Source organism: Pseudomonas sp. FP1154 (genome assembly GCF_030687245.1).
GTDB lineage: Bacteria > Pseudomonadota > Gammaproteobacteria > Pseudomonadales > Pseudomonadaceae > Aquipseudomonas > Aquipseudomonas rhizophila.
In genome coordinates this window covers 1,904,451-1,928,752 of the sequence record NZ_CP117465.1, presented here as the reverse complement: position 1 = coordinate 1,928,752, position 24,302 = coordinate 1,904,451, and the positions used below count along the sequence as shown (strand labels likewise).

The following is a 24,302-nucleotide window of genomic DNA, read 5'->3' as shown; positions in this document are numbered from 1 at the left end:
GAAAAAGCCTGGGAGGCTGAGCCGTACAGGGCGAGGCGTCAACCTTGGGCTTTGCGGTGTTAGTAATGACGCCATCGCGAGCAGGCTCGCTCCCACCGGGGATTTGCGTCGATCACAAATCCATTGTGGGAGCGAGCCTGCTCGCGATGAGGCCTCTTATAGACGCCGCAGAACTACAATCCTTCCAATTGCGCCATCAAATCATTCAACCGATCCACCTTCTCCTCGGTGATTTCACTCGCCGCCAGCCCATCGATGTATTCGGCCAGTTCCTGCACCGTGCTGCACTCGAACATCGCCCGCAGCGGCACATTGCGTTGCAGGGCCTTTTGTACCCGCGAGGCGATTTGCGTCGCCAGCAACGAGTGGCCGCCCAGTTCGAAGAAATTGTCTCGCACCCCCACCCGCTCGACCTTGAGCACCTGGGCCCAGATGTCCGCCAGGGTCTGCTCCAGCTCATTGCCTGGCGCCTGGTAATCCTGGCTGTGCAACTGGCCGATTTCCAGGGCCGGCAAGGCGTTGCGGTCGAGTTTGCCGTTGGCGTTGAGGGGCAAGCGCTCAAGCCACAGCCAGTGCAGCGGTACCATGTATTCCGGCAGTTCGGCGCGCAGACGCTGCTTGATGCGTTCCAGGCGTTCGGCTGGCTTGAGTGCCGAATCGGCGGCGACCAGATAGCCCACCAGATGCTTGCCGTTGGCGCCTTCCTGCACCCCCACCGCCCCATCGCGGACCTCGGGCTGTTCATGCAAGCGCGCTTCGATTTCCCCCAGTTCGATGCGGTAACCACGAATCTTCACCTGATGATCGATGCGTCCAACGTACTCCAGCACGCCGTCGCGACGCCGCCGCGCCAGGTCGCCAGTGCGGTACAAGCGCTCCCCTGGCGCACCAAACGGGTTGGGCACAAACACTGGGGCAGTGCGCAATGGGTCACTGACGTAACCGCGCCCTACCCCGGTGCCTGCCACGCACAACTCGCCCACCGCACCCAGCGGCACCAGGTCCAGCGCACCATCGAGCAAGTACAAACGGTTGTTGTCGGTGGGCGTACCAATCGGCAGGTAGCTGCCACGGGTCGAGGCCATGTCGACCCGGAAGAACGCCACGTCATCGGAGCATTCCGCCGGGCCATAGGCGTTTACCAGGCCAATGTCCGGGTAACGCAACAACCATTGATGGGCCAGCTCCGGCGGCATCGCTTCACCAGTGGGCAGCATCCAGCGCAGGCCGTCCAGGCCGATGCGGTCCTGGGCGAGCATGCCCTGGATCAGTGACGGCACGCTTTCCAGCACCGTGATGGCCTGGCGTTGCACATGCTCGAGCAGCCCTTGCGGGTCGTGGGCGATAACGTTGGGCACGATGTCCACCCGGGCGCCGAACAACGGCGCGGCGAGGAACTGCCAGACGGAAATGTCGAAACTCTGGGAGGCGGTCTGGGCGATCACGTCAGTCTCGCTCAAGGCCAGGTACGGCACCTTGCTGAGCTGGTTGTTGAGCATGCCGCGTTGTTCCACCATGACGCCTTTGGGCAACCCGGTGGAGCCCGAGGTGTAGATCACGTACGCCAGGTTGTCCGGGCCGCTGTAGATGCCAGGGTTTTGCTGCGAAACATCGCTGGCCTGGATACTTTCCCACACCAGCAACTTCGGTCGCCCGGAACAGGCGAACTCGTCCAGCAGCGCCAGCGCCTGGGCATGACAGGCCTGGGTGCAGACCAGCAGCGGCGTGCGGCTCAGCTCAATGATGCGGCTCAGACGCTGACTCGGCAGGCCTGGGTCCAGCGGCAGGTAACCGGCACCGGCCTTGAAGCTGCCGATGATCATGCCGAGCAGGTCCAGGTCGCGCTCGGCCAGCAACGCCACCGGTTGATCGAGGCCCACGCCCGACGCGATCAAGGCATGGCCGAGGCGGTTGCTCCGTGCATTCAACTCGGCGTAGCTGTACGTCTTCTCCAGGCAGGTGGCGGCCACCCGTTGCGGATGGGCCGCGACCCGGGCCTCGAACAGCTCGACGTAACTTTGCTCCAACGCATAGGCACGCTCGCTCTGGTTGCAGCCTTCGATCAGGAAGTCCTGCTCCTGGGCGCCAATCAGCGGCAGCTCGGCCATGTCACCGTGAAAACCTTCCATCAGCGCCAGCAGCAAGCGCTTGAACTCACCCAGCAAGCCCTGGACAGTGGATTCATCGAAGTAACGCTGGTCGTAGGACAGATGCAACCCCAAGTCATCCCCCGGGTAGCAGACCGCCGTGAGCGGGAAGTTGGTGTGGGTGCGGCCCGAGTCAGAGGTGGCGTTGAGGCTTTGGGCGCGATCCAGCACCGAAACTTCCACCGGCGCGTTCTCAAACACGAACAGACTGTCAAACAACGGTTGGCCCTTGGGCAGTTCGCTGACTTCCTGGATGCTCACCAATGGCAGGTATTCGTACTCGCGCAGTTGCATGTTGCTGTCGAGCAACTCACTGAGCCATTGGCGCACACTGCAACGCTGATGATCGTCGGGCATCCGCACGCGCAAGGCGATGCTGTTGATGAACAGGCCGACGGTGCGTTGCATTTGCGGCAGTTCCACCGGGCGTCCGGCCACGGTGACGCCGAACAGCACGTCCCGATCGCCGCTCACCCGCCGCAGCACCAGCGCCCACGCGGCCTGGGCGAAGGTGTTGACCGTCAGTTGGTGAGCCTGGGCCAGTTCGCGCAACCGGGCACCGTCGTGGACATCGAGGCGGGTGTAGCAGTCACCGACAATCATGCCGCCGCTGTCACCGGCGTGTTCACGCAGCAACGGCCGGTCGGTGGGGATCGGCGTGGTCCGTTCGAAACCTTGCAGGTTGCGCGTCCACCATTGCCGCGCCTCGGCCAGACTCTGGTGTTGTAACCAGCCGATGTAATCGCGATAACGCGGCGGCTCGGCCAGTCGCGGTTCGCGGTGTTCGCCAAGGGCGGTGTAGATCTCGAAGAAATCCTCCATCAGCAACGAACGGCACCAGGCATCGATCAGGATGTGGTGGTTGCTCATCATGAACCAGTAACGCGCCGCGCCAACCCGGATCAGGCGCAAGTGGAACGGGGCCTGGTTCAACAGATCGAAACCGGCCTCGCGCTCGTGCTTGAGCAACGCCTGGAGTTTGGCGTCCTGCTGATCCTCGGGCACTTCACACCAGTCCAGATAATCCACTGGCGTGCTGCCAGGCTTGTGGATGATTTGCAGCATTTCTTCGCCGACATTCCAGCAGAACGACGCGCGCAAGGCTTCATGACGAGCGATCACGGCTTGCCAGGCTTGAGCGAAACGTTGCCGATCCAGTTCGCTGTTGATGCGGTAGCGGTCCTGCATGTAGTACAGGCCCGTGCCTGGCTCCAGCAATGTGTGCAGCAGCATGCCCTCCTGCATCGGCGTCAGCGGGTAGACATCTTCGATCTGCGCGGCCGGCACCGGCAGGCTGTCGAGTTGGGCCTGGGTCAGTTTCGCCAGGGGGAAGTCCGAGGGCGTCAGGCCGCCCGCCGCGTCCGTCAGGCAATGTTCGATCAGGCCCTGCAGCTCATCGAGGTAGGCATCGGCCAGCGCAGCGATGGCCTGGCGGTCGTGCCGCTCAGCGCTGAACGTCCAGCGCAGCACCAGCTCGCCGCCGCTGACCTGACTGTCGACACTCAGCTCGTTGGGCAGCGGCGCATCGGGGTCGTGGATCGCCCCCAACGCAGCGTCCAGCGGCTGGAACAGCGCGTCGTGGCCCAGGGTCTGATCGAGCTGCCCCAGGTAGTTGAAGGTGATCGCCGCGTGCGGCAGGCCGGCCATCGCCTGGCGCGTCGCGGCGTCAGCCAGGTAGCGCAACACGCCGTAACCGAGGCCCTTGTGAGGCACCGCGCGCAGTTGTTCCTTAATGGCCTTGATCGAGGTGCCGAAGTCGTCACCCGCCGGGCTCAGGCGCAATGGATAAACGCTGGTGAACCAACCCACCGTACGGGTCAGGTCGATGTCATCGAACAGCGCCTCACGGCCGTGCCCTTCGAGCTGGATCAGCGCCGATTCGTGGCCGCTCCAGCGACACAGCACCCGGGCCAGGGCGGTGAGCAGCAGGTCGTTGACCTGGGTGCGGTAGGCCCGCGGTGCCTGTTGCAACAGTTGCCCGGTGCGCTCGGCGTCCAGGCGCACGCTGACGGTTTCGGCGTGACGTTCCTCAAGCCCGCCGTCAGGATGGGCGCAGGGCAGCGCCACATCCGGGCCGCTCAACCGCGCTTGCCACCAACCCAGTTCCTCGCGCAGCGACTCGCTGCCGGCGTAGGCCTGCAAGCGTGCGGCCCAATCCCGGAACGGGCTGGTCTTGGCCGGCAGGTCTGCGGTTTGCCCGGCACTGATCTGGCGGTAGAGCGTTTGCAGGTCATCCATCAATACCCGCCACGACACACCATCAACGACCAGGTGATGGATCACGATCAGCAGACGTTGGCGGCCATCGGGCAACTGCGCCAACACCGCGCGCAGCAAAGGCCCGCTCGACAGATTCAGGCTGCGCTGCGTCTGGGCAAACACCGTTTCACAGGCCTGCTCACTCTCCACGTCCACCTGCCGCAACAGCGCCGCTTCGGACAATGGTCGGTGCTCGGCGCGCCAATGCCCGGCCATTTCGGCAAAGCCCAGGCGCAACGCATCGTGCTGTTGGAAAACGCTGCGCAATGCCTGTTCCAGCACGGAGGGTTGCAGGGTAATGGCCGGCTCCAGCAACAACGCCTGGTTCCAGTGGTGACGGTTGGCAATCCTGCTATCGAAGAACCAATGCTGGATCGGCGTCAGCGCCGACTCACCGGCGAGCAGCCCCTGCTCAGCGCTCACTGACTGACTGTGGCTGGCAACACAGGCCAGGGCCTGCACGGTCTGGTGCTGGAACAGGTCGCGGGGCGTGAAGTGAATGCCCTGTTGCCGGGCACGGCTGACGACCTGGATGGACAGGATCGAGTCGCCGCCCAGTTCGAAGAAGTTGTCGTTCAGGCCGACCTGCTTCACGTTCAGTACGTCGCACCAGATCGCCGCCAGGGCCTGCTCCAGGGCACTGCTAGGTGCCAGGTAATGTTGGCGATTGAGCTCAGGATCCGGCATTGGCAAGGCACGCCGGTCGAGCTTGCCATTGGCGGTCAGCGGCATGCTCGCCAGCAGGATCAGGTGGGTGGGCACCATGTAGTCCGGCAGTTGAGCCTTGAGGTGATTTTTCAGCGCTTCGCGCAGGGCCGCTTGTTGCTCGGTGTCCTGTTCAACGATGTCGGTTACCAGGTAGCCGGCCAGTTGCTTGCCGCCTGACATATCGAGCGCCAATACCACCGCCTCGCGCACGGCGTCATGTTCCAGCAGGCGGTTTTCGATTTCCCCCAGTTCGATGCGGAAACCGCGGATCTTCACCTGATGGTCGATCCGCCCCAAATACTCCACCTGACCATCGACGCGCTGGCGCACCAGGTCACCGGTGCGGTACAGCCGTCCGCCATCGACGGCAAACGGATCGGCGACGAAGCGTTCGGCGGTCATGCCCGGACGCTGGTGATAGCCCTGGGCCAATCCCGCGCCGCCGACGTACAACTCCCCGGTGGCACCTTGGGGCACCAGGGCCAGGTCGGCATCGAGGATATAGGCCACCCGCGCGCCGACCACGCTGCCAATCGGCACACTCGCCGCGCCCTCTTCCAGTTGCTCAGGGGCCAGGCTCGCCAGTGGCATGACCACGGTTTCGGTCGGGCCATAGGCGTTGAAGAACAGGCTCGGCTTGAACGCCGCCCGGATGCGTTGCAAATGCTCGCCGGTCAGGGCTTCGCCACCGGTGATGCACATGCGCACCGGCAGGGTTTGTCCCTGGGTCGCCAGCCATTGCGCCAACTGGCTGCCGTAGCTGGGGGTGAAGCCGAGGATGTTGATGCGCTGTTCGCGAATCAGCCCGCAGATCTGTTCGGCGTCCCACTGCCCTTGTGCGCGCAGCACCACCTGGGCACCGCTGAGCAGCGGCACCAGCAGGCGCTCGGTGGCGGCGTCGAAGTTGATGGAATAGAAATGCAGCTCGCAATCGTCCGGGCGCATGCCGAAACGCTGGATCACCGCCTTGCAGTGCATGGCGATTTCACCGTGGGACACCACCACGCCCTTGGGCTTGCCAGTGGAACCTGAGGTGTAGATCAGGTAGGCCTGATGCTGCGGCAGGTTGATCAGCGGCGGTGCCTGGTCCGGGTAGCCGGCCAGGGCCGGGCTATCGTCCTCCAGGCACCAGCCCTCTACACCGGCCGGCAATGGGCCCAGGGCCTGGAACATCGCCCGGTCGCTGAGCAGCAGACCGAGGCCACTGTCTTGGATCATGTAATGCAAACGGTCCAGCGGGTATTCCGGGTCCAGCGGCACGTAGGCGCCGCCGGCCTTGAGGATCGCCAACAGGCCAACGACCATCTCCAGCGACCGTTCCAGGGCCAGGCCCACCCGCACCTGCGGCCCGACGCCGCGCTCGCGCAGCATCCAGGCCAGGCGGTTGGCACGGCGTTCGAGTTCGGCGTAAGTCAGGGTCTGCCCGGCAAAGGTCAGGGCCGGTGCGTCGGGGCGCGCCAGGGCCTGTTCGCTGAACAGTTGATGGATGCATTGATCCAGGCGGTGTTCGCCGGGTTCGACGCCGAGGCTGTCGAGCATCTGTTGCTGCTCGCGGGCATCGAGCAACGGCAATTCACTTAGCCGCTGGGTCGGATCGGCCAGCAGTGCCTCCAGCAAATTGCGCCAGTGTCCGGCCATGCGGGCGATGCGCGGTTCGTCGAACAGGTCGGTGCTGTAGGTCAGGCAGCAACCCAGGCGATGGTCCAGGTCGGTGACTTCCAGATTCAGGTCGAACTTGGTGGCCCGGGCATCGTTGGCCAGGTATTCGACGCTCATCCCGGCCAGCGTGCGGCTCTGCTGGAACTCCCAGCGCTGCACGTTGCACATCACCTGGAACAGCGGGTTGTACGCGGCACTGCGCGGTGGTTGCAGGGCTTCGACCAGATGATCGAACGGCAAATCCTGATGGGACTGGCCTTCGATCACCGTCTGACGCACCTGCTCGAACAACTCAGCCACCGACATTTGCCCATCGAGCTGGCAGCGCAGTACCTGGGTATTGAGGAACGCACCGATCAGCCCTTCGCTTTCCGGACGGATGCGGTTGGCCACCGGCGCGCCGATGCGCAGGTCGGTCTGGCCGCTGTAGCGATAAAGCAGCACGGCCAGGGCGGCGGTCATGGTCATGAACAGGGTCAAGCCCTGTTGCGCATTGAAGGCGCGGACTCGGGCGGCGAGATCATCACTGAGGTCGAATCGGAACAATTCACCGCGATGGCTTTGCACCAGCGGACGCGGACGGTCGCCCGGCAATTCGAGCAACGGGTGTTCGCGACCCAGTTGTGCGGTCCAGTAGTCCAGTTGCCGTTGACGCTCGCCAGACTCCAGCCACTGGCGCTGCCAGACGCTGTAGTCCAGATACTGCACCGGCAAGGGTTCCAGTGGCGATTCACGGTCGTCGATAAAGGCTTCGTACAGCGCACTCAGTTCCCGGGCAAAAATATCCATTGCCCAGCCTTCGGTGACGATGTGGTGCAGGGTCAGCACCAGGTAATGTTCCTGCTCGGCGGTCTTGACCAGACAGACCCGCAGCAATGGCCCGGTTTCCAGGTCGAAGGGTTTGTGGGCTTCGCTGTCGGCCAGGTGCTGCACCCGCTGTTGGCGAATATCGACGGCCAACGTCGAAAAATCTTGCCAGTCCATGCGCAGGCCGGTGTTGGCGTGCACCTGCTGCCGGGGCACGCCATCGACGCTGGGGAAAGTGGTGCGCAGGGTTTCATGGCGCAGGACCAACGCCTGCAACGCCGCCTCGAAACGCCCGACATCCAGCACCCCGCGCAACCGCGCCATGCCGCCGACGTTGTAGGCCGGGCTGTCGGGCTCCATTTGCCAGAGGAACCACATGCGCTGCTGGGAATAAGACAACGGCACCGGTTGGCTGCGATCGACCTTCTCGATCGGCGGTTGCCGGTTGGTCTGGCCGCTGGCCTTTATCAAGCGAACCTGTTCGGCGAACGCACCCAACTCGCTGGCCTCGAACAAGGTGCGCAACGGCAGCTCGATATCGCAGGCCTGGCGGGTGCGGGAAATGATCTGGGTCGCCAGCAGCGAATGACCGCCCAGGGCAAAAAAGTCGTCCCGCAGACCGATGCGGTCGAGCCCCAACACGTCGCGCCAGATGCCAGCGACCTGCTGCTCGAGGGCACTGACCGGCTCGACGTGTTCACGTACTTGCCAGTGCGGTTCGGGCAAGGCACGACGGTCGAGTTTGCCGCTGGGGCTCAGGGGCATGGCGTCCAGGCGCAGCAATTGCGCGGGCACCATGTAGTCCGGCAGTTCGGCGGCCAGGGCGGCGTTGAGTCGGGCGTTTTGGAGGTCCTGATCTTGCCCGACATCGCAAGCGGTGTAATAGCCGATCAGTTGCGGGCCGGCCGAGGTCTCGCGTACCAGCACCGCCACTTGGGCCACGCCGTCCTGGGCCAGCAGCCGCGCTTCGATTTCCTGTGGTTCGACCCTGAAGCCGCGCAGCTTGACCTGTTGGTCGAGACGGCCAAGGTATTCGATCACGCCATCGGCGCTCCAGCGCGCCCGGTCACCGCTGCGATACAGCCGCGTGCCCGCTACGCCCAGCGGGTCGGCGATAAAGCGCTCGGCGCTCAAACCCGGACGCCCGAGGTAACCCCGAGCCAGCCCCAGGCCGCCGATACACAATTCACCCGGCACACCGGCGGGCACGGGGTTAAGTTCACTGTCGAGCACGCGGCACACCACATTGCCCAGCGGCCGGCCGATGGGCGAGCGCTCGCCGTCGGCGACGCTGCAATGCCAGTGGGTGACGTTGATGGCGGTTTCGGTCGGGCCATAACGGTTGTGCAATTGCGCCGACGGCAGCTGCGCCAGCACGCGGTTGCGCAGTTCGGCCGGCAAGGCCTCACCGCCACAGAAGACCCGGCGCAGGCTGGTGCAGCGGGCGCTCAGGGGCTCGTCGATAAACAGGCTGAGCAGCGGCGGCACGAAGTGCAGCGTGGTCACGCCAAATTGTTGGACCAACTGCGCGATGCGGTGCGGGTCACGGTGTTCGCCAGGGCCGGCCAGCACCAGTTGGCAACCGGTGATCAGCGGCCAGAAACACTCCCACACCGACACGTCGAAACTGATCGGCGCCTTTTGCATCAACACATCGGTTTCGTCCAGCCCGTAAGTGTCCTGCATCCATTGCAGTCGCTCGGCCAGGGCGGCATGGGTGTTGCCGACGCCTTTGGGTTGGCCGGTGGAGCCGGACGTGTAAATCACGTAGGCCAGGTGATCGCCATCCAGGTGCAAGCCCGGCGGGTTGCTCGGCCATTGCTCCAGATGCAAGGCATCCATGGCGATGACGCTGACGCCCTCGCAGAGGGGCAAGCGTTCAAGCAATGCAGTTTGCGTCAGCAGCAGATCGACGCCGCTGTCCTTGAGCATGTAGGCCAAACGCTCGGCCGGGTAATCGGCATCCAGCGGCACGTAGGCGCCGCCGGCCTTGAGGATAGCCAGGACACCGATGAGCAACTGCGGCGAACGCTCGGCGGCAATCGCCACGCACACGTCCGGACCGACGCCTTTGTCGCGCAGGTAATGGGCCAGGCGATTGGCCTGGGTGTGCAGCTCGGCGTAATCCAGGCAGCCATCGTCCCACAGCAGCGCAGTGCGTTGCGGCGTGCGCCGGGCCTGCTCGTTCAACAACTCCGGTAGCCATTGGCCGGCCGGCGCGCACGGGGCCGCGCCCCACTGCTGCTGTTGGGTGTATTCATCGGCGCTCAATAACGGCACATCGCCGATGGCCTGCTGCGGATCGGCACAGACCGCGTGCAACAGGTTGCAGTAATGCATCGCCAACCGCGCGATGGTCGGAGCCTCGAACAGCTCGTCGGCGTAGTCGAACGACAGCGTCAGCCGGCCGTTGCGATCCTCTTCGCTGTGCAGTTGCAGGTCGAACTTGGCTTCGCGGCTGTGCCACGGCAACTCCTCGGCCAACAGCCCCGGCAAACGACGCAAGGCGCTCAGGTCTCGCTGTTGATGGTTGAACATCACCTGGAACAGACCTTGCTCGCGCGCCTGAGGGAACGCTTCGAGCAGTTGTTCGAACGGCAGGTCCTGATGGGCCTGGGCACCGAGCGTGGCCTCCCGAGCCTGGGCCAACAGTGCGGCAAACGGCTGGCGCGAATCGATCTGCCCGCGCAGCACCTGGGTATTGATGAAAAAGCCGATCAGCCCCTGGGTCTCCAGGCGTGGACGGTTGGCGTTGGGCACGCCGATGCGGATGTCGGACTGGCCGGTGTAACGCTGTAACAGCGCCTGGAAGGCCGCCAGCAACAGCATGAACGGGGTTGCATCGTGGGCCTGGGCCACTTGGCGCAAGGCATCGCCGAGGCCTTTGTCCAGGCGCAGGCTATGGCGGGCGGCGCTGCGCTGGCGTTGCGCACTGCGGGGATGGTCCGTGCTCAGGGCGAGGGTCGGATGTTCGTCGCCCAGTTGCTGTTTCCAGTATTTCAGTTGCCGCTCGGCCTCCCCTTGAGCCAACCACTGGCGCTGCCAACTGCCGTGGTCGGCGTACTGCAACGGCAACGGCGCCAACGCGGCGACCTGCCCCTGGCATGCAGCAATGTACAACCGGGAAAACTCATCGATCAGTACGCTCATCGACCAGCCGTCGGCGATGATGTGGTGCAGCGTGACCAACAATTGGTGGTCACCCTCATCGAGACGCAACAAGGTGACCCGCCACAGTGGGCCCTTCTGCAAATCGAACAGCAGCGCCGCTTCATCCTCACGCATCTGCCGCGCCTGGGCTTCGCGTTGGTCGGCGGGCAGGTCGCTGAGGTCGATCACGCGCAGCTTGAACTCACCGGCCGGATCGACCTGTTGCAGGGCGACACCCTCGCGCTCCAGAAATCGTGTGCGCAGGGCTTCGTGGCGTTCGAGCAGTTGCTGGAAACTTGCCCGTAGTGCGTCTTCGTCCAACTCACCGCGCAGGTGCAAGCCGCCGGGGATGGTGTAGGCGCTGCTCGCCGGATCCAGTTGCCAGGTGATCCACAACCGATTCTGGGCAAGGGATTGCGGCAACGCTTCGTGGCGCGGCAACGGGCTGATCACGCCTTGGGCCTCGCCCCCTGCCTGTTGCTGATTCGCCACCGCTGCCGTGAACGCTGCGAGGGTCGGCGCTTCGAACAACAAGCGCAGATTCAGCGCCAGCCCCAGCCGCTCTTGCAGCCGTGCGACCACTTGAGTGGCGGCGATGGAGTTACCGCCCAACAGGAAGAAATGATCGTCGCCATGGACGTGTTCAATCTGCAACTGTTCGCACCAGACCTGGCCGATCAATGTTTGCAACGGCGATGACGAGCGAGCGTCAGGGCTTGCTTCAACCGCGACTGAGGGGAACAGCGCATAACTGTCAAGACTGCCGTCGGCCAATCGGGTCCGACAGGCCGAGCGTTGCAACTTGCCGCTGGAGGTCTTGGGCAACGCGCCCGGATTGAGCAACACCACCACACTCGGCGCTTGCTGACAGGCTTCGGCCACCGCCTGGCGAATGGCTTTGATCAACGCTTCGGGGGGCAGGATCTTCTGCACGCTGCGGCTGATTTCCGCTGCGATGCCGATGCCTTCCTCGCCGCCATCGTCGACCGCGAACGCCGCCACCCGGCCCTTGCGCACGACGTCCACTTCCCGCTCGATGGTTTGCTCGATGTCCTGGGGATAGAGGTTATGACCGCGCACGATCAACAGATCCTTCAGGCGGCCGGTAATGAACAGCTCACCCTCACGCAGGAAACCCAAGTCGCCGGTGCGCAGCCAGGTGCGGCCATCGTACTGGACGAATGTCTTGGCGCTGGCCTCAGGGTTTCGCCAGTAGCCATGCGCAATGCTCGGCCCGCAGGCCCAGACTTCGCCGACCCGGTTGTCGGTCAGCGGCTGCAACGTGTTGGGCTCGACGATCAGCACCGCATGCCCGGGCTGGCTCACGCCGCAACTCATCACCGTACAGCCCTGCCCTGGCTCGGCACGGTGGTGCGCCAGTGCCGTGTCGTCCATTTGCAACGACGGGATGCCTTGACTGCGCGGTGTGCCCGCGACGAACAAGGTCGCTTCAGCCAGGCCATAGGACGCCATGAAACTGTCCGGCGTGAAGCCGCACGGCGCGAATTTCTCGGCAAAGCGTTCCAGGCTGTCGAGACGGATCGGCTCGGAGCCTGAATAAGCCACGCGCCAGCCGCTCAGGTCGAGGCGCTTGAGCGCCGACTCACTGACCCGCTCGCTGCACAGCCGATAGGCGAAGTCCGGGCCGCCGCTGATGGTGCCGCCGTATTCGCTGATCGCTTCCAGCCAGCGCAACGGCCGGGCCAAGAAGTATGCGGGCGACATCAGCACGCAGGGCACACCGCTGAAAACCGGCTGCAACAGGCCGCCGATCAGGCCCATGTCGTGGTACAGCGGTAGCCAACTGACGATCACGTCGTCAGGGTTCAGATCAATGCCGAAGCCGTGGCGGATCAATAATTCGTTGGCCACCAGGTTGCCATGGCTGACCTGCACCCCCTTGGGCAATGCGGTGGAGCCGGAGGTGTATTGCAGGAAAGCGATGTCATGGTCCTGCAGATTCGGTTGCAGCCATTGCCCGGCGCGGGCCGGATCAAGGTTATCGACGCACAGCACCGGCGGTGCCGACTCGATGGCTTGCAGCGGCTCGCGCAGATCGCTGCGGGTGAGCAACAGGCGCGGCTCGGCATCGGCAATGATCGACAGCAGGCGTTCCTGGTGGTGGCGACGGGCGGACTCCGGCGGATAGGCCGGCACCGCGATCACACCCGCGTACAGACAGCCAAAAAACGCCGCGACGTAGTCCGGGCCACTGGGAAACAGCAAAACCGCACGGTCACCAAACGCCGCCTCGGCCTGCAAGGCGGCGGCGATGGTCCGGGCACGCAGGTCCAGGTCGCGATAACTCAGTACAACACTTTGCTCCGGAACGTCGGCAAGGAAGCGCAAGGCCACACGGTCCGGCGACAACGCGGCGCGGCGCTGAAGGGCATGAGCCAGGGTGCTGGGGAGTTCGAACGCGTCGGTCATGAGGTTTCCTGCCTGAAATTCGGCTTGCGAGTGGTATCTGGTGGCCTGCGGAATGCGGTTCGGCATCGGGACTGCCGCCCGAAACCTTCATCCCTGAGAACGGATACCGTCGGCAAATAATTAGTCAGCAGCCTCTTGATCCAGACCCGCCGGAAAGCAGAACACCGCGGCAACGGGTCGCAGTTCTCACGCTGGACTTCTCAGCATCAATAATTCTTCTTCTCAATTGACAATCATTATCATTCAGCCTAATTTGTCGCTCGATATGCAGGACGAGTCGGACAGATCCCTCGTCCTGCTAACTTTTTGCAACAAGGTGAATTCCATGACGGAACAAGTATCCACAAGCAGGTGCGACTCACCGTTACTTCAGGCATTCGTGGATAACCGGATGATCCTGGTCAAGATCGCAGCCCGAATCACCGGTTGCCGGTCCCGGGCAGAAGACGTGGTGCAGGATGCGTTTTTCCGGCTGCAATCGGCGCCCCAGATCACCTCGTCCTTCAAGGCTCAGCTCAGTTACCTGTTTCAGATCGTGCGCAACCTGGCGATCGACCATTACCGCAAGCAGGCGCTGGAACAGAAATACTCCGGGCCGGAAGAGGAAGGGTTGAATGTGGTGATCCAGGGGGCTTCGCCAGAAACGTCACACATCAATTTCTCGACGCTGGAGCACATCGCCGACGCGCTCACCGAACTGCCCAGCCGCACCCGCTATGCCTTCGAGATGTACCGCCTGCACGGTGTGCCACAGAAGGATATCGCCAAGGAGCTGGGGGTCTCGCCGACCCTGGTGAACTTCATGATCCGCGACGCCCTGGTGCATTGCCGCAAGGTGTCGGGAGTGCGTGGGGATACCTTTGCCCGGCGGTGATTTTGCACTGATTTTTCGGGCCTTATCGCGAGCAGGCTCGCTCCCACAATGGATCTGCGCACTCACAAAGTCTGTGCTGTGCGCAATCCCTGTGGGAGCGAGCCTGCTCGCGATGGGGCTCTAGGGGCTTACAACCTCACATCAACCTACACCGATCAAAAAACCGCTCACGCCCCAGAATCATCAGCGCCGCGCGCTTGTGGGGGAAATCGAATTCCTTTTCACAGTGGAAACACTGGTTGTGCAGATGACCGATCATCCGGGCGTTGTCGGCTCGAGGTTCGGCCACCACCCGCTCGGTGCGCGGGTCGTCGAGAAACAGGTAATGCACCAGCGCCGACAGCCAGCTCGCCACCTTGTGCGGGCCGCGGTGTTGCTCCTCGCCCACCAACATGTGAATGCCGCGATCATAATTGTGCACGTCATAGAACGGCGCGATCCGATCCTCCTTGGCCCAATAGGCTTCGAAGTAGGCGAAAGGCTGGTCGTCGAAACAACCGATCAAGGTTAGCACCCGGGGATCGCGCTGCAGTGTGCTCAGATACTCGCGATGTTGTTCCAGGCTGCCCTCCTCCTGCCAGAAACTCGCCACCCGAGGACTGTTCTGCCAGCGGTTGAAGCGCGTCAGGTCCTGTTCGATTTCCAGCGTGCGCAACGACACCCAGGCTCCCAGGCGCGCATCGAAGCGCCGATACACCTCGCCTCGCGGCTTCATGGGCCGGCGCGGATGACGCTTGCCATCGGTGATGATCATTTGTTGCGGATAGCTGCCGTTGAACGACTCCCCCAGCCAGGGTTGCGGCAGTTGCCAGAACATCGTGCGCTCGCAGATGTATTCGTCGGCACACTCGCCGGGCGTCAGCAGTCCGCTGAGCAAGGCTTCACCGGGGCGCTCGGGCAGATGCCAAGTCAGGCGTCGGCATTCAGGATCGCGGGCGAACAGCCAATAGCAGGCCGCCCAAAGCGCCGGGCCTACGGGCCGATCGTTGATTTCCTGCAAATGCACATGCAGCTCGGTACCACGCTCCAGGCGCAGCCGGATCAGCGGCGCGCCCTCAAGCATCAGGCTCAGGTGGCGTTCGGTTTCATCGGCGCCGAGACGGCGACCGCCGGGTAAAGGCAGCGTCGTCGGGTGCTTGAGATTGGACATGGGCGGGGCTCACGTAGTCGTCGGTAGTCAACGTGTGACGTGAGCCAGGCAGGGAAATTTAGTGCCCCGTTCAATGATCGTGCGCTGGCACCAGCTGTATCTGGTAGGGCTTGAAAATCGCCAGCATCTGCCCGTCGTCCCGCAGCTTTTGCAGCAGTCGCTCGAACGCTTCGCCAGAGATCGGCGCCTGGGGGCGGATCAGCGCGTAATGGTGGTAAATCTGATCGATACGTTCGGATATCAGCAATTGAGGGTCGACGTCAGGATTGCGCAGCACGTAGTCGATGAGGTACGAACGGGTGACCAGCGCAATGTCCGCACGCCCGCGCAAGACCATCAGCAGGTTGCTGTCATGGGAATACGTCAGCGTGGCGTTGTATTGGCCGGTCAGGAACTTGGGGTCGGCGTTGAATTCGGCAAAGGCGTAGTGGTAGCCGCTGAAGAGCGCCAGGCGCTTGCCCCTCAGATCAGAGAAATAGTCTTGCTGACGATCCGGTTGACGCTGGGCAACGAAGATTTCCGCATCTTCCAGACCCATGTCTACCGCAGTATGAGGCACATCCTTCCAGCCCCAGTCCGGGTTCTCGAAAATGGCCATGTCGACCCGGCCCTGCTTGAAATCATTGAAGCGGCGCGGAATCGACGTCGGAACCAGCACGAATTGATAGTCGCTTTGGGACCGGTTCAAGGCCTCGACCAACTGCGGCAGCAAACCGGTATCCGCGCCAGTTTCGGGGCGTATCGTGTAGGGCGGAAAATGCGCTGCGCCAATCCGGACCAGTTGCGCAGCCGTGGCCGGCAACGCGAACACCGCAATAAACGCAGCCAGCAAGACGCGCGAGGCTATCCCCATCGTTGAAAACGTCAAGACAGCTCACTCCCCAGAAAGTTAATCATCAGTGAATCCAACCAGGCATCTCAATGCACATTACGCAGGGCACGCAAGGCGACCACTCAGCGGCATTGCTGCCTCTTTTTATTTTTCTTCAAGCACCAGAATCAAGGCTTGCTCGGCCAACTCATCAAGACTCAGGCTGCCCTCGGCGCGAAACCAGGTGGTGGTCCAGGACAGGGCGCCGGTCAGGAAACGACGGGTGATGAACACGTCGCCCCGAATATACCCCGCGTCCTTGGCCTGCCCAAGAACCTCAAGCCACAGGGCCTCATAAATATCACGCAAAGCCAGCACCTGTCTTTGACCTTGCTCAGACAACGAACGCCATTCGTAGACCAGGACCGCCATCGCCTCGCCGCTGCCGCCCATGATCGATTGCAACTCGCAGCGAATCAGCGCCAGGACCCGCTCGCGCACACTATCGGCCTCGGCCAGCGCCGCGCGCATCAACGCCGTGTTGTAGCGAATGGTCTCTTCCATCACCGCCCGCAGGATCTCGTCCTTGCTTTTGAAGTGATGAAAGATACTGCCCGACTGGATGCCCACCGCGCTCGCCAGGTCGCGCACCGTGGTGCGCTCGAACCCTTTGTTGCGAAACAGATGGGCGGCGGTCTGGAGCAGTTTGCCGCGAGCGCTGTCAGGATCGGTCAGTTGCCCGTTATCGACCAGCTCACGCATCACGTTCAGGGCTTTTTGCTCATCCACCCATTCTCTCCTACAGTCGATCGATCAACGTCGGGCCACGCTTGCGGAACCGACGAGGTGGCGCGGGCAATTTAAGCTGGCCGGGGCACCCAAGCAAGCGCTTGGATCGAAGAACCGGCGGTCGTTTACAAACCAAGCGCTTGCTTGGTAGTCTCGGGCGACGTCGGCCGGAGGGAGCACCATGCCAAAAACGATACGTATCGGTTGTGCCAGCGCCTTCTGGGGCGACACCTGTACCGCTGCGGCGCAACTGGTCGAAGGCGCCGAACTGGACTACCTGGTGTTCGATTACCTGGCCGAGGTCACGATGTCGATCATGGCCGGGGCGCGCATGAAAGACCCTCGGGGCGGCTATGCCACGGACTTCATCGAAGTGCTCTCACCGCTGCTTGCTCGTTTGCATGAACGCAAGATCCGCGTCATCAGCAATGCCGGCGGGGTCAACCCCCAGGCCTGCGCCGCCGCTCTGCAAGCGGCCTGCGACAAGGCCGGCGTGCCCTTGAAGATCGCGGTGCTGCTGGGAGACGACCTGCAACCACGATTCGAACAGCTCGCCAGCCAGGGCATTATCGAGATGTTCAGCGGCGCGCCCCTGCCGGCGGTGTGCGTGTCCACCAACGCTTACCTGGGTGCCCCCGGCATTGTCGAGGCCTTGCGTCTGGGAGCCGACATCGTGATCACCGGCCGGGTGGTGGACAGCGCCGTGGTCAGCGCGGCCCTGGTGCATGAGTTTGGCTGGGCCTGGCACGACTACGACAAACTGGCCCAGGCCGCATTGGCCGGGCACCTCATTGAGTGCGGGGCCCAATGCACGGGCGGTAATTTCACCGACTGGCGGGAGGTACCGGATTACGAGCACATCGGTTTTCCCATCGTTGAAGTCAGCGCCGACGGCCAATTCATCGTCACCAAGGCCGAAGGCACCGGCGGGCTGGTCACGCCGCTGACTGTCGGGGAACAACTGCTCTATGAAATCGGCGATCCCCAAGGCTATCTCTTGCCGGACGTGATCTGCGACTTCAGTCAGGTCAGGTTGATCCAGCAAGGCAAACACGCGGTGCGCGTCCAAGGCGCCAAGGGCTTGCCGCCCACCGATCAATACAAGGTCTGCGCCACCTGGGCCGACGGTTTTCGCTGCACCGCCCTGTGCCTGATCGCCGGCATCGATGCGGTGGCCAAGGCCGAACGGGTCAGCCAGGCGATCATCGCCAGGACTTCGCAGCTGTTCAGTTCGCGCGGCTGGGCGCCCTACAGCGAGGTGAACATCGAGCTTCTGGGCAGCGAAGCCACTTACGGCCAGCACGGCAGGCGCCAGGACAGCCGTGAAGTGGTGATCAAACTGGCGGTGCGCCACCCCGACAAACAGCCGCTGGTGCTGTTTTCCAGGGAAATCGCCCAGGCCGCCACCGGCATGGTGCCGGGGCTGACCGGCCTGATGGGCGGTCGCCCGACGGTGTATCCGTTGATTCGCCTGTTCTCGTTCCTGATCGACAAATCCGCTTGCCGGCTCGACATTGAACTCGACGGGCAGAGTCATCCTTGCCTGCTGCCCGCCGTTGAAGCGCTGCAAACCCGCGACTTGCCGGTCGCTCCCGACCTGCCCAAACCCCAGGGCCGGGCTGATGCCAGCGTGCCGTTGGTCAAACTGGCGGTGGCGCGCTCCGGCGACAAGGGCAACCACAGCAACATCGGTGTGCTCGCCCGCGCCCCCGAATACTTGCCGTGGATCGCCGAGGCGCTGACGCCCCAAGTGTTGGTTGACTGGATGAGCCACGTGCTCGACCCACTGCTGGGGCGCGTCGAGCGCTGGTATCTGCCGGGCACCCACAGCCTGAACTTCGTGCTGGAAAATGCCCTTGGCGGCGGTGGTGTCGCCAGCCTGCGCATCGACCCGCAGGGCAAGGCGTTCGCTCAGCAGTTGCTGGAGATCCAGATACCGGTGCCACAGAGCATCGCCGATCAGGTCAATTAAAGGACGATCGCCATGGCGTTCGGTTCGAGCACAAGGAACACCCATGCCAGTCATCGAATCGCACCTTGACCCACACAGCGCCGACTTCGCCCGCAACCACGCGGCCATGTTGGCTGGCGTCGCACACCTGCGTCAGATCGAACAGGCGGTGCTGGAGAAAGCCGCCCAGGCCCAGGCCAGGTTCGAGCAACGCGGCCAACTGCTGCCACGCGAGCGTCTGAACCTGCTGCTGGACCCCGGCGCGCCGTTCCTGGAACTGGCGAGCCTGGCCGGCTACAAACTCCATGACGACAAGGACGGCAGCCAGGCCGGTGGCGGCTTGATCGCGGGGATCGGCTACGTATCCGGCGCTCAGGTCTTGGTGGTGGCGAACAACAGCGCGATCAAGGGCGGGACCATCTCCCCCAGCGGCTTGAACAAGACCCTGCGTCTGCAACAGATCGCCATGGAGAACAAACTGCCGGTCATCACCCTGGCCGAAAGCGGCGGCGCCAACCTCAATTATGCCGCGCAGATTTTTGTCGAAGGTGCGCGCAGCTTCGCCAATCAGGCGCGGATGTCCGCCATGGGCTTGCCGCAGATTACTGTGGTGCATGGTTCGGCCACGGCGGGCGGGGCCTACCAGCCGGGGCTCTCGGATTACGTAGTAGTGGTGCGCGACAAAGCACGGCTGTTTCTGGCCGGCCCCCCGCTGCTCAAGGCCGCCACTGGCGAAGTCGCCACGGAAGAAGAACTGGGCGGTGCGCAAATGCATGCGCAGGTGGCCGGCACCGCTGAATACCTGGCCGAGAATGACGCCGATGGCATACGCCTGGCCCGGGAGATCGTCAGCCTGTTGCCCTGGAACGAGCAACGGCCGACACCGCCTGAACGCACCTGGAAAGAGCCGCTCTACCCGGCCGATGAGTTGCTGGGGTTGATCCCCGACGACCCGAAAAAGCCCTATGACGTGCGGGAAATCGTCGCCCGCATCGCCGATGGTTCGGACTTCCTGGAATTCAAAAGCGAGTTCGATCAACAGACGATTTGTGGCCACCTGCGCATTCGTGGTCATGCCTGTGGCCTGATCGGCAACAACGGCCCGATCACGCCCAAGGGCGCGAGCAAGGCCGCGCAGTTCATCCAGCTGTGCGACCAGAGCCGCACACCGCTGCTGTTCCTGCACAACACCACCGGCTTCATGGTCGGCACCGAGTCGGAACAACAAGGGGTGATCAAGCATGGGGCGAAGATGATCCAGGCCGTGGCCAACGCCCGAGTGCCGAAGCTGACGGTTGTGGTGGGCGGCTCCTACGGCGCCGGCAACTACGCCATGTGCGGCCGAGGGCTGGACCCACGCTTCATCTTCGCCTGGCCCAACAGCCACACAGCGGTGATGGGTGGTGCTCAGGCCGGCAAGGTTTTGCGCATCGTCACGCAGGCGACGCAGATCAAGAATGGCCTCACCCCCGACCCGAAGATGCTGGACCAGCTCGAACACACCACCGCGCAGACACTCGACAGCCAGTCCACTGCGCTATACGGCAGCGCCAACCTGTGGGATGACGGGCTCATCGACCCGCGCGACACCCGCACGTTGCTAGGCTACCTGCTGGACATCTGCCACGCGGCTGAGCTTCGCCCGCTGCAACCCAACAGTTTCGGTGTGGCCCGTTTCTGAACGTGTGAAGGACTTTTGATCGCTGCTCACAGGAGAACAATAAAATGATCTTCACCCAGGAACACGCAGCTCTGCGGCGCACCGTTCGCCAGTTTGTCGACCAGCAGATAAACCCCTATGTCGACGAATGGGAGAAGGCTGGACGGTTTCCCATCCACGAGGTTTTCCGCAAGGCCGGTGAACTGGGGTTGCTGGGTATATCCAAGCCGGAGCAGTTCGGCGGCATGGGCCTGGACTACAGCTATTCGATCGTCGCCGCCGAGGAGTTCGGCACCATTCATTGTGGCGGCGTGCCGATGTCCATCGGCGTGCAGACCGACATGTGCACCCCGGCCCTGGCGCGTTTCGGCTCCGATGAGCTGCGTGAAGCATTCTTGCGCCCGGCCATCAGCGGTGAGCAGGTCGGTTGCATCGGCGTCTCGGAAGTCGGGGCCGGCTCTGATGTCGCCGGGCTCAAGACCACGGCCCGCAAGGATGGCGATGACTACGTCATCAACGGCAGCAAGATGTGGATCACCAATTCACCGAGTGCCGATTTCATGTGCCTGCTGGCCAACACTTCGGACGACAAGCCCCACATCAACAAATCACTGATCATGGTGCTGATGAACAGCCCGGGTATCAGCCTCGGCGGGCACCTGGACAAACTCGGCATGCGCAGTTCGGAAACCGCCCAGGTGTTCTTTGACGACGTACGGGTGCCGCAACGCAATCGCGTTGGCCAGGAAGGCGCCGGGTTCATGATGCAGATGTTGCAGTTCCAGGAGGAACGCCTGTTCGGCGCGGCGAACATGCTCAAGGGGCTGGAGCACTGCATCGACAGCACCATCGAGTACTGCAAGGAGCGCAAGACCTTCGGCACCGCCCTGATCGACAACCAGGTGATCCACTTTCGCCTGGCGGAACTGGCCAGCGAGATCGAATGCCTGCGGGCGCTGGTCTACCAGGCCACCGAGCAGTACATCAACGGCCAGGATGTGACGCGGCTGGCGTCCATGGCCAAGCTCAAGGCCGGGCGCCTGGCCCGGGAAGTCACCGACAGTTGCCTGCAATACTGGGGCGGCATGGGTTTCATGTGGGACAACCCGGTGGCGCGGGCGTATCGCGACGTGCGACTGGTGTCCATCGGCGCCGGTGCGGACGAGATCATGCTGGGCATCATCTGCAAACTCATGGGCATTTTACCGGGCAAGAAAAAATGACTGTGTTCACTCTCCATTGTGGGAGCGAGCCTGCTCGCGATGAGGCCCTGACTGCCACCGAAAAACCCAGGAATGACCACCATGCCCGCCTTCAGCAAGATCCTCATCGCCAACCGCGGTGAAATCGCCTGCCGGATCCAGCGTACCGCCCAGGCCCTGGGCTATCGCACCGTGGCGGTGTTCAGCGAGGCCGACGCCGACGCGCTGCACGTGCGCATGGCCGATGAAGCAGTACTCATCGGCGCAGCACCGGTGCCGCAGTCCTACCTCAATCAGCCGGCCATCCTCGATGCGGCCCGGCGTACTGGCGCCGACGCCATCCACCCTGGCTACGGTTTTCTCTCGGAAAACGCCGGATTCGCCAAGGCCTGCGCAGAGGCCGGTATCGTGTTCATTGGCCCCAGCCCCGACGCCATCGACCTGATGGGCAGCAAACGTCGCTCGAAAATCGCCATGATCGCCGCCGGCGTACCGTGCATCGCCGGTTACGAAGGCACCGATCAGGACGACGACACCTTGTGCCGTGAAGCCGAACGCATCGGCTATCCGTTGATGATCAAGGCCAGCGCCGGCGGTGGTGGCCGAGGCATACGCCTGGTTTGGCGGGCTGAAGACCTGCTGGAACAGTTACGCACCGCGCGCTCCGAGGCGCTGCATGGTTTTGGCAACGATGAGTTGATCCTCGAACAGGCCTTGATCAATCCACGGCATGTGGAAATCCAGATTTTCGCTGACCACCACGGCAATCTGCTCCATTTGGGCGAAAGGGATTGCTCGATCCAGCGACGCCACCAGAAAATCATTGAAGAAGCGCCCTGCCCGGTCATGACCGCCGATCTGCGCCAGGCCATGGGTGACGCCGCGCTCAAGGCTGGCCGCGCGGTCAATTATGTGGGTGCCGGGACCGTGGAGTTTTTGCTCGCCCCGGACGGCGGTTTTTACTTTCTGGAGATGAACACGCGCTTGCAGGTCGAACATCCGGTCACCGAGCTGATCACCGGACTGGACCTGGTGGCCTGGCAACTGGATGTGGCCGCCGGCCTGCCACTGCCCCTGCGCCAGGACCAGGTCCAGTTCAGTGGTCACGCCATGGAGGTGCGGTTGTATGCCGAAGACCCGGCTGCGAACTTTCTGCCGCAAACCGGCCATTTACTCAGTTGGGAACCCCCTATCCGCGACGGTGTACGAATCGACCATGGTTTGCTTGAAGGCCAGACCATCAGCCCGTTCTACGACCCGATGCTGGGCAAAGTCATCGCCCACGGCGCTACCCGTGAAGAGGCCCGACGCAAATTGCTGCGAGCCGTGGAGGACTGCGTGCTCCTGGGTGTACAGGCCAATCAACGCTTGCTGGCGGGGTTGCTGGCTCATCCACAATTCATTGATGGAGATTTCGGCACCGATTTCATCCAGCAACACTTCGCCGATCATCCTGCCTTGCAGGCCCCCGCCCCCTCGGCTGAGCAGCTCGCCATCGCCGCAGCCTTGTTCTATCAGGCCATGCATGCACGTCATGCGCCCGGCCTGGGAGGATGGAGCAACAATAGCGGCGCGGTGCGGCGCTATTGCATTGGCCTGGGCGAGCGCGACTGGACCCTGACCCTGACCGCCGGAACCGGCGGCACGCTGCATATCCGGATAGCCGAGCGTGTGATCGAGTTGAAATTGCTCGAAGCTGATCAGTGCGGCGCGACGCTGATGATCGACGGCATTCGCCAACGCCATGCCTGGCACCTCGATGGTAATGACCTGTGGCTGTTCACTCGCCCAGGCGGCCTGCATTTACAGGATCGGACCCAGGCCCCCGTCGCCGCCAGGGCCAGCGTCAGCGATGGCTCCCTCAACGCGCCAATGGACGGCGCTATCGTCGAAGTACTGGTCAGCGAAGGGACGGCAGTACGCCAGGGACAGCTACTGATGGTGCTCGAAGCGATGAAAATGGAGCACCCACTCAAGGCAGGTATTGATGGAGTGGTCAGGACCTTACACGTCAAGCCAGGCGATCAGGTGAAAAACCGCCAGTTATTATTGCAGGTTGAAACAGCGCACTAGGCGGATGCGCAGGGTTTGACTACGCTCAAACCCATCAGCACGCCGATACCGGGAACCTTGCGATGCCTCACTGGCTGGTGATTGATCTGGAGGCCACCACCGATGAAGGTGGCTGGCCGGTAACCGAAATGGAAATTATCGAAATCGGCGCCACGCTGGTGAATCGGGATGGCCGCGAGCTGGACCACTTCCAGCGGTTCGTAAAGCCGTTGAGGCGTCCCTTGCTCACACCTTTCTGTCGCGAGCTGACCCATATCACCCAGGCCAATATCGACAGCGCCGCGCCATTGACCGAGGTCTGGCCGGCGTTCGAACGCTGGCTGGCGCAGTACCACGCGAACCTGGAGAGCTGGGTCAGTTGGGGCGATTACGACCGCAAGCAATTGCTTCAGGAATGGCAGCATCAGCGGTTGCACAGCTTTCTCGGCCAAGTGCCGCACATGAACCTCAAGCAGCGCTTCGCCAAAGCCCGCCGGCTGGAGCGCCCCCTGGGGCTCAACGGGGCGCTGCAACTGGCCGGCCTGCAATTCTGCGGTCAACAACACCGGGCCCTGGAAGATGCGCGCAATACGGCGCGGTTATTACCCCTGGTACTCCCAGGCTGAACGCGAGCCACGACTGCGGCGCGGCAG

Annotated in this window: 10 protein-coding genes; 6 read left to right on the top strand and 4 right to left on the bottom strand. The window is 63.1% G+C overall.

Going from position 1 to position 24,302, the window contains the following annotated elements:
• Positions 1 to 173: 173 nt before the first annotated feature.
• A complete protein-coding gene (locus PSH91_RS08795; RefSeq protein WP_305467891.1) occupies positions 174 to 13,160 on the bottom strand; it encodes a non-ribosomal peptide synthetase in 12,987 nt (4,328 codons plus the stop codon).
• 325 nt (positions 13,161 to 13,485) lie between these two features.
• Here PSH91_RS08795 and PSH91_RS08790 point away from each other — a divergent pair, with 325 nt between their 5' ends.
• Positions 13,486 to 14,034 (top strand): RNA polymerase factor sigma-70, encoded by a 549-nt coding sequence (locus PSH91_RS08790; protein ID WP_025212663.1) that lies wholly within the window; start codon positions 13,486 to 13,488, stop codon positions 14,032 to 14,034.
• 136 nt (positions 14,035 to 14,170) lie between these two features.
• On the opposite strand, the gene PSH91_RS08785 is transcribed toward PSH91_RS08790, so the two are convergent.
• The 3 genes from PSH91_RS08785 to PSH91_RS08775 all read right to left on the bottom strand — a co-directional run bounded on the left by PSH91_RS08785 (position 14,171) and on the right by PSH91_RS08775 (position 16,784).
• Entirely contained in the window at positions 14,171 to 15,184 is a 1,014-nt protein-coding gene (locus PSH91_RS08785) for a GNAT family N-acetyltransferase (RefSeq protein ID WP_188251196.1), read from the bottom strand.
• A gap of 70 nt (positions 15,185 to 15,254) precedes the next feature.
• On the bottom strand, positions 15,255 to 16,037 hold the full coding sequence (locus tag PSH91_RS08780) for an ABC transporter substrate-binding protein (protein ID WP_172833829.1): 783 nt from the start codon (positions 16,035 to 16,037) through the stop codon (positions 15,255 to 15,257).
• 123 nt (positions 16,038 to 16,160) lie between these two features.
• The gene (locus PSH91_RS08775; RefSeq protein ID WP_047226408.1) at positions 16,161 to 16,784 is read right to left on the bottom strand and encodes a TetR/AcrR family transcriptional regulator; all 624 of its coding nucleotides are present in this window, start codon (positions 16,782 to 16,784) and stop codon (positions 16,161 to 16,163) included.
• Between the two features lie 181 nt (positions 16,785 to 16,965).
• On the opposite strand from PSH91_RS08775, the gene PSH91_RS08770 reads away from it, so the two are divergent.
• From PSH91_RS08770 to PSH91_RS08750, 5 genes are all read left to right on the top strand, one after another.
• A complete protein-coding gene (locus tag PSH91_RS08770) occupies positions 16,966 to 18,756 on the top strand; it encodes an acyclic terpene utilization AtuA family protein (RefSeq protein ID WP_305467888.1) in 1,791 nt (596 codons plus the stop codon).
• A gap of 43 nt (positions 18,757 to 18,799) precedes the next feature.
• A complete protein-coding gene (gene atuC / locus PSH91_RS08765) occupies positions 18,800 to 20,416 on the top strand; it encodes a geranyl-CoA carboxylase subunit beta (protein ID WP_274090266.1) in 1,617 nt (538 codons plus the stop codon).
• A gap of 44 nt (positions 20,417 to 20,460) precedes the next feature.
• Complete coding sequence (gene atuD, locus PSH91_RS08760) at positions 20,461 to 21,618, top strand: citronellyl-CoA dehydrogenase (RefSeq protein WP_305467886.1); 1,158 nt, start codon at positions 20,461 to 20,463, stop codon at positions 21,616 to 21,618.
• A gap of 81 nt (positions 21,619 to 21,699) precedes the next feature.
• Entirely contained in the window at positions 21,700 to 23,670 is a 1,971-nt protein-coding gene (locus PSH91_RS08755) for an acetyl/propionyl/methylcrotonyl-CoA carboxylase subunit alpha (protein ID WP_305467885.1), read from the top strand.
• 62 nt (positions 23,671 to 23,732) lie between these two features.
• A complete protein-coding gene (locus PSH91_RS08750) occupies positions 23,733 to 24,275 on the top strand; it encodes an exonuclease domain-containing protein (protein ID WP_047226403.1) in 543 nt (180 codons plus the stop codon).
• Positions 24,276 to 24,302: the final 27 nt, after the last annotated feature.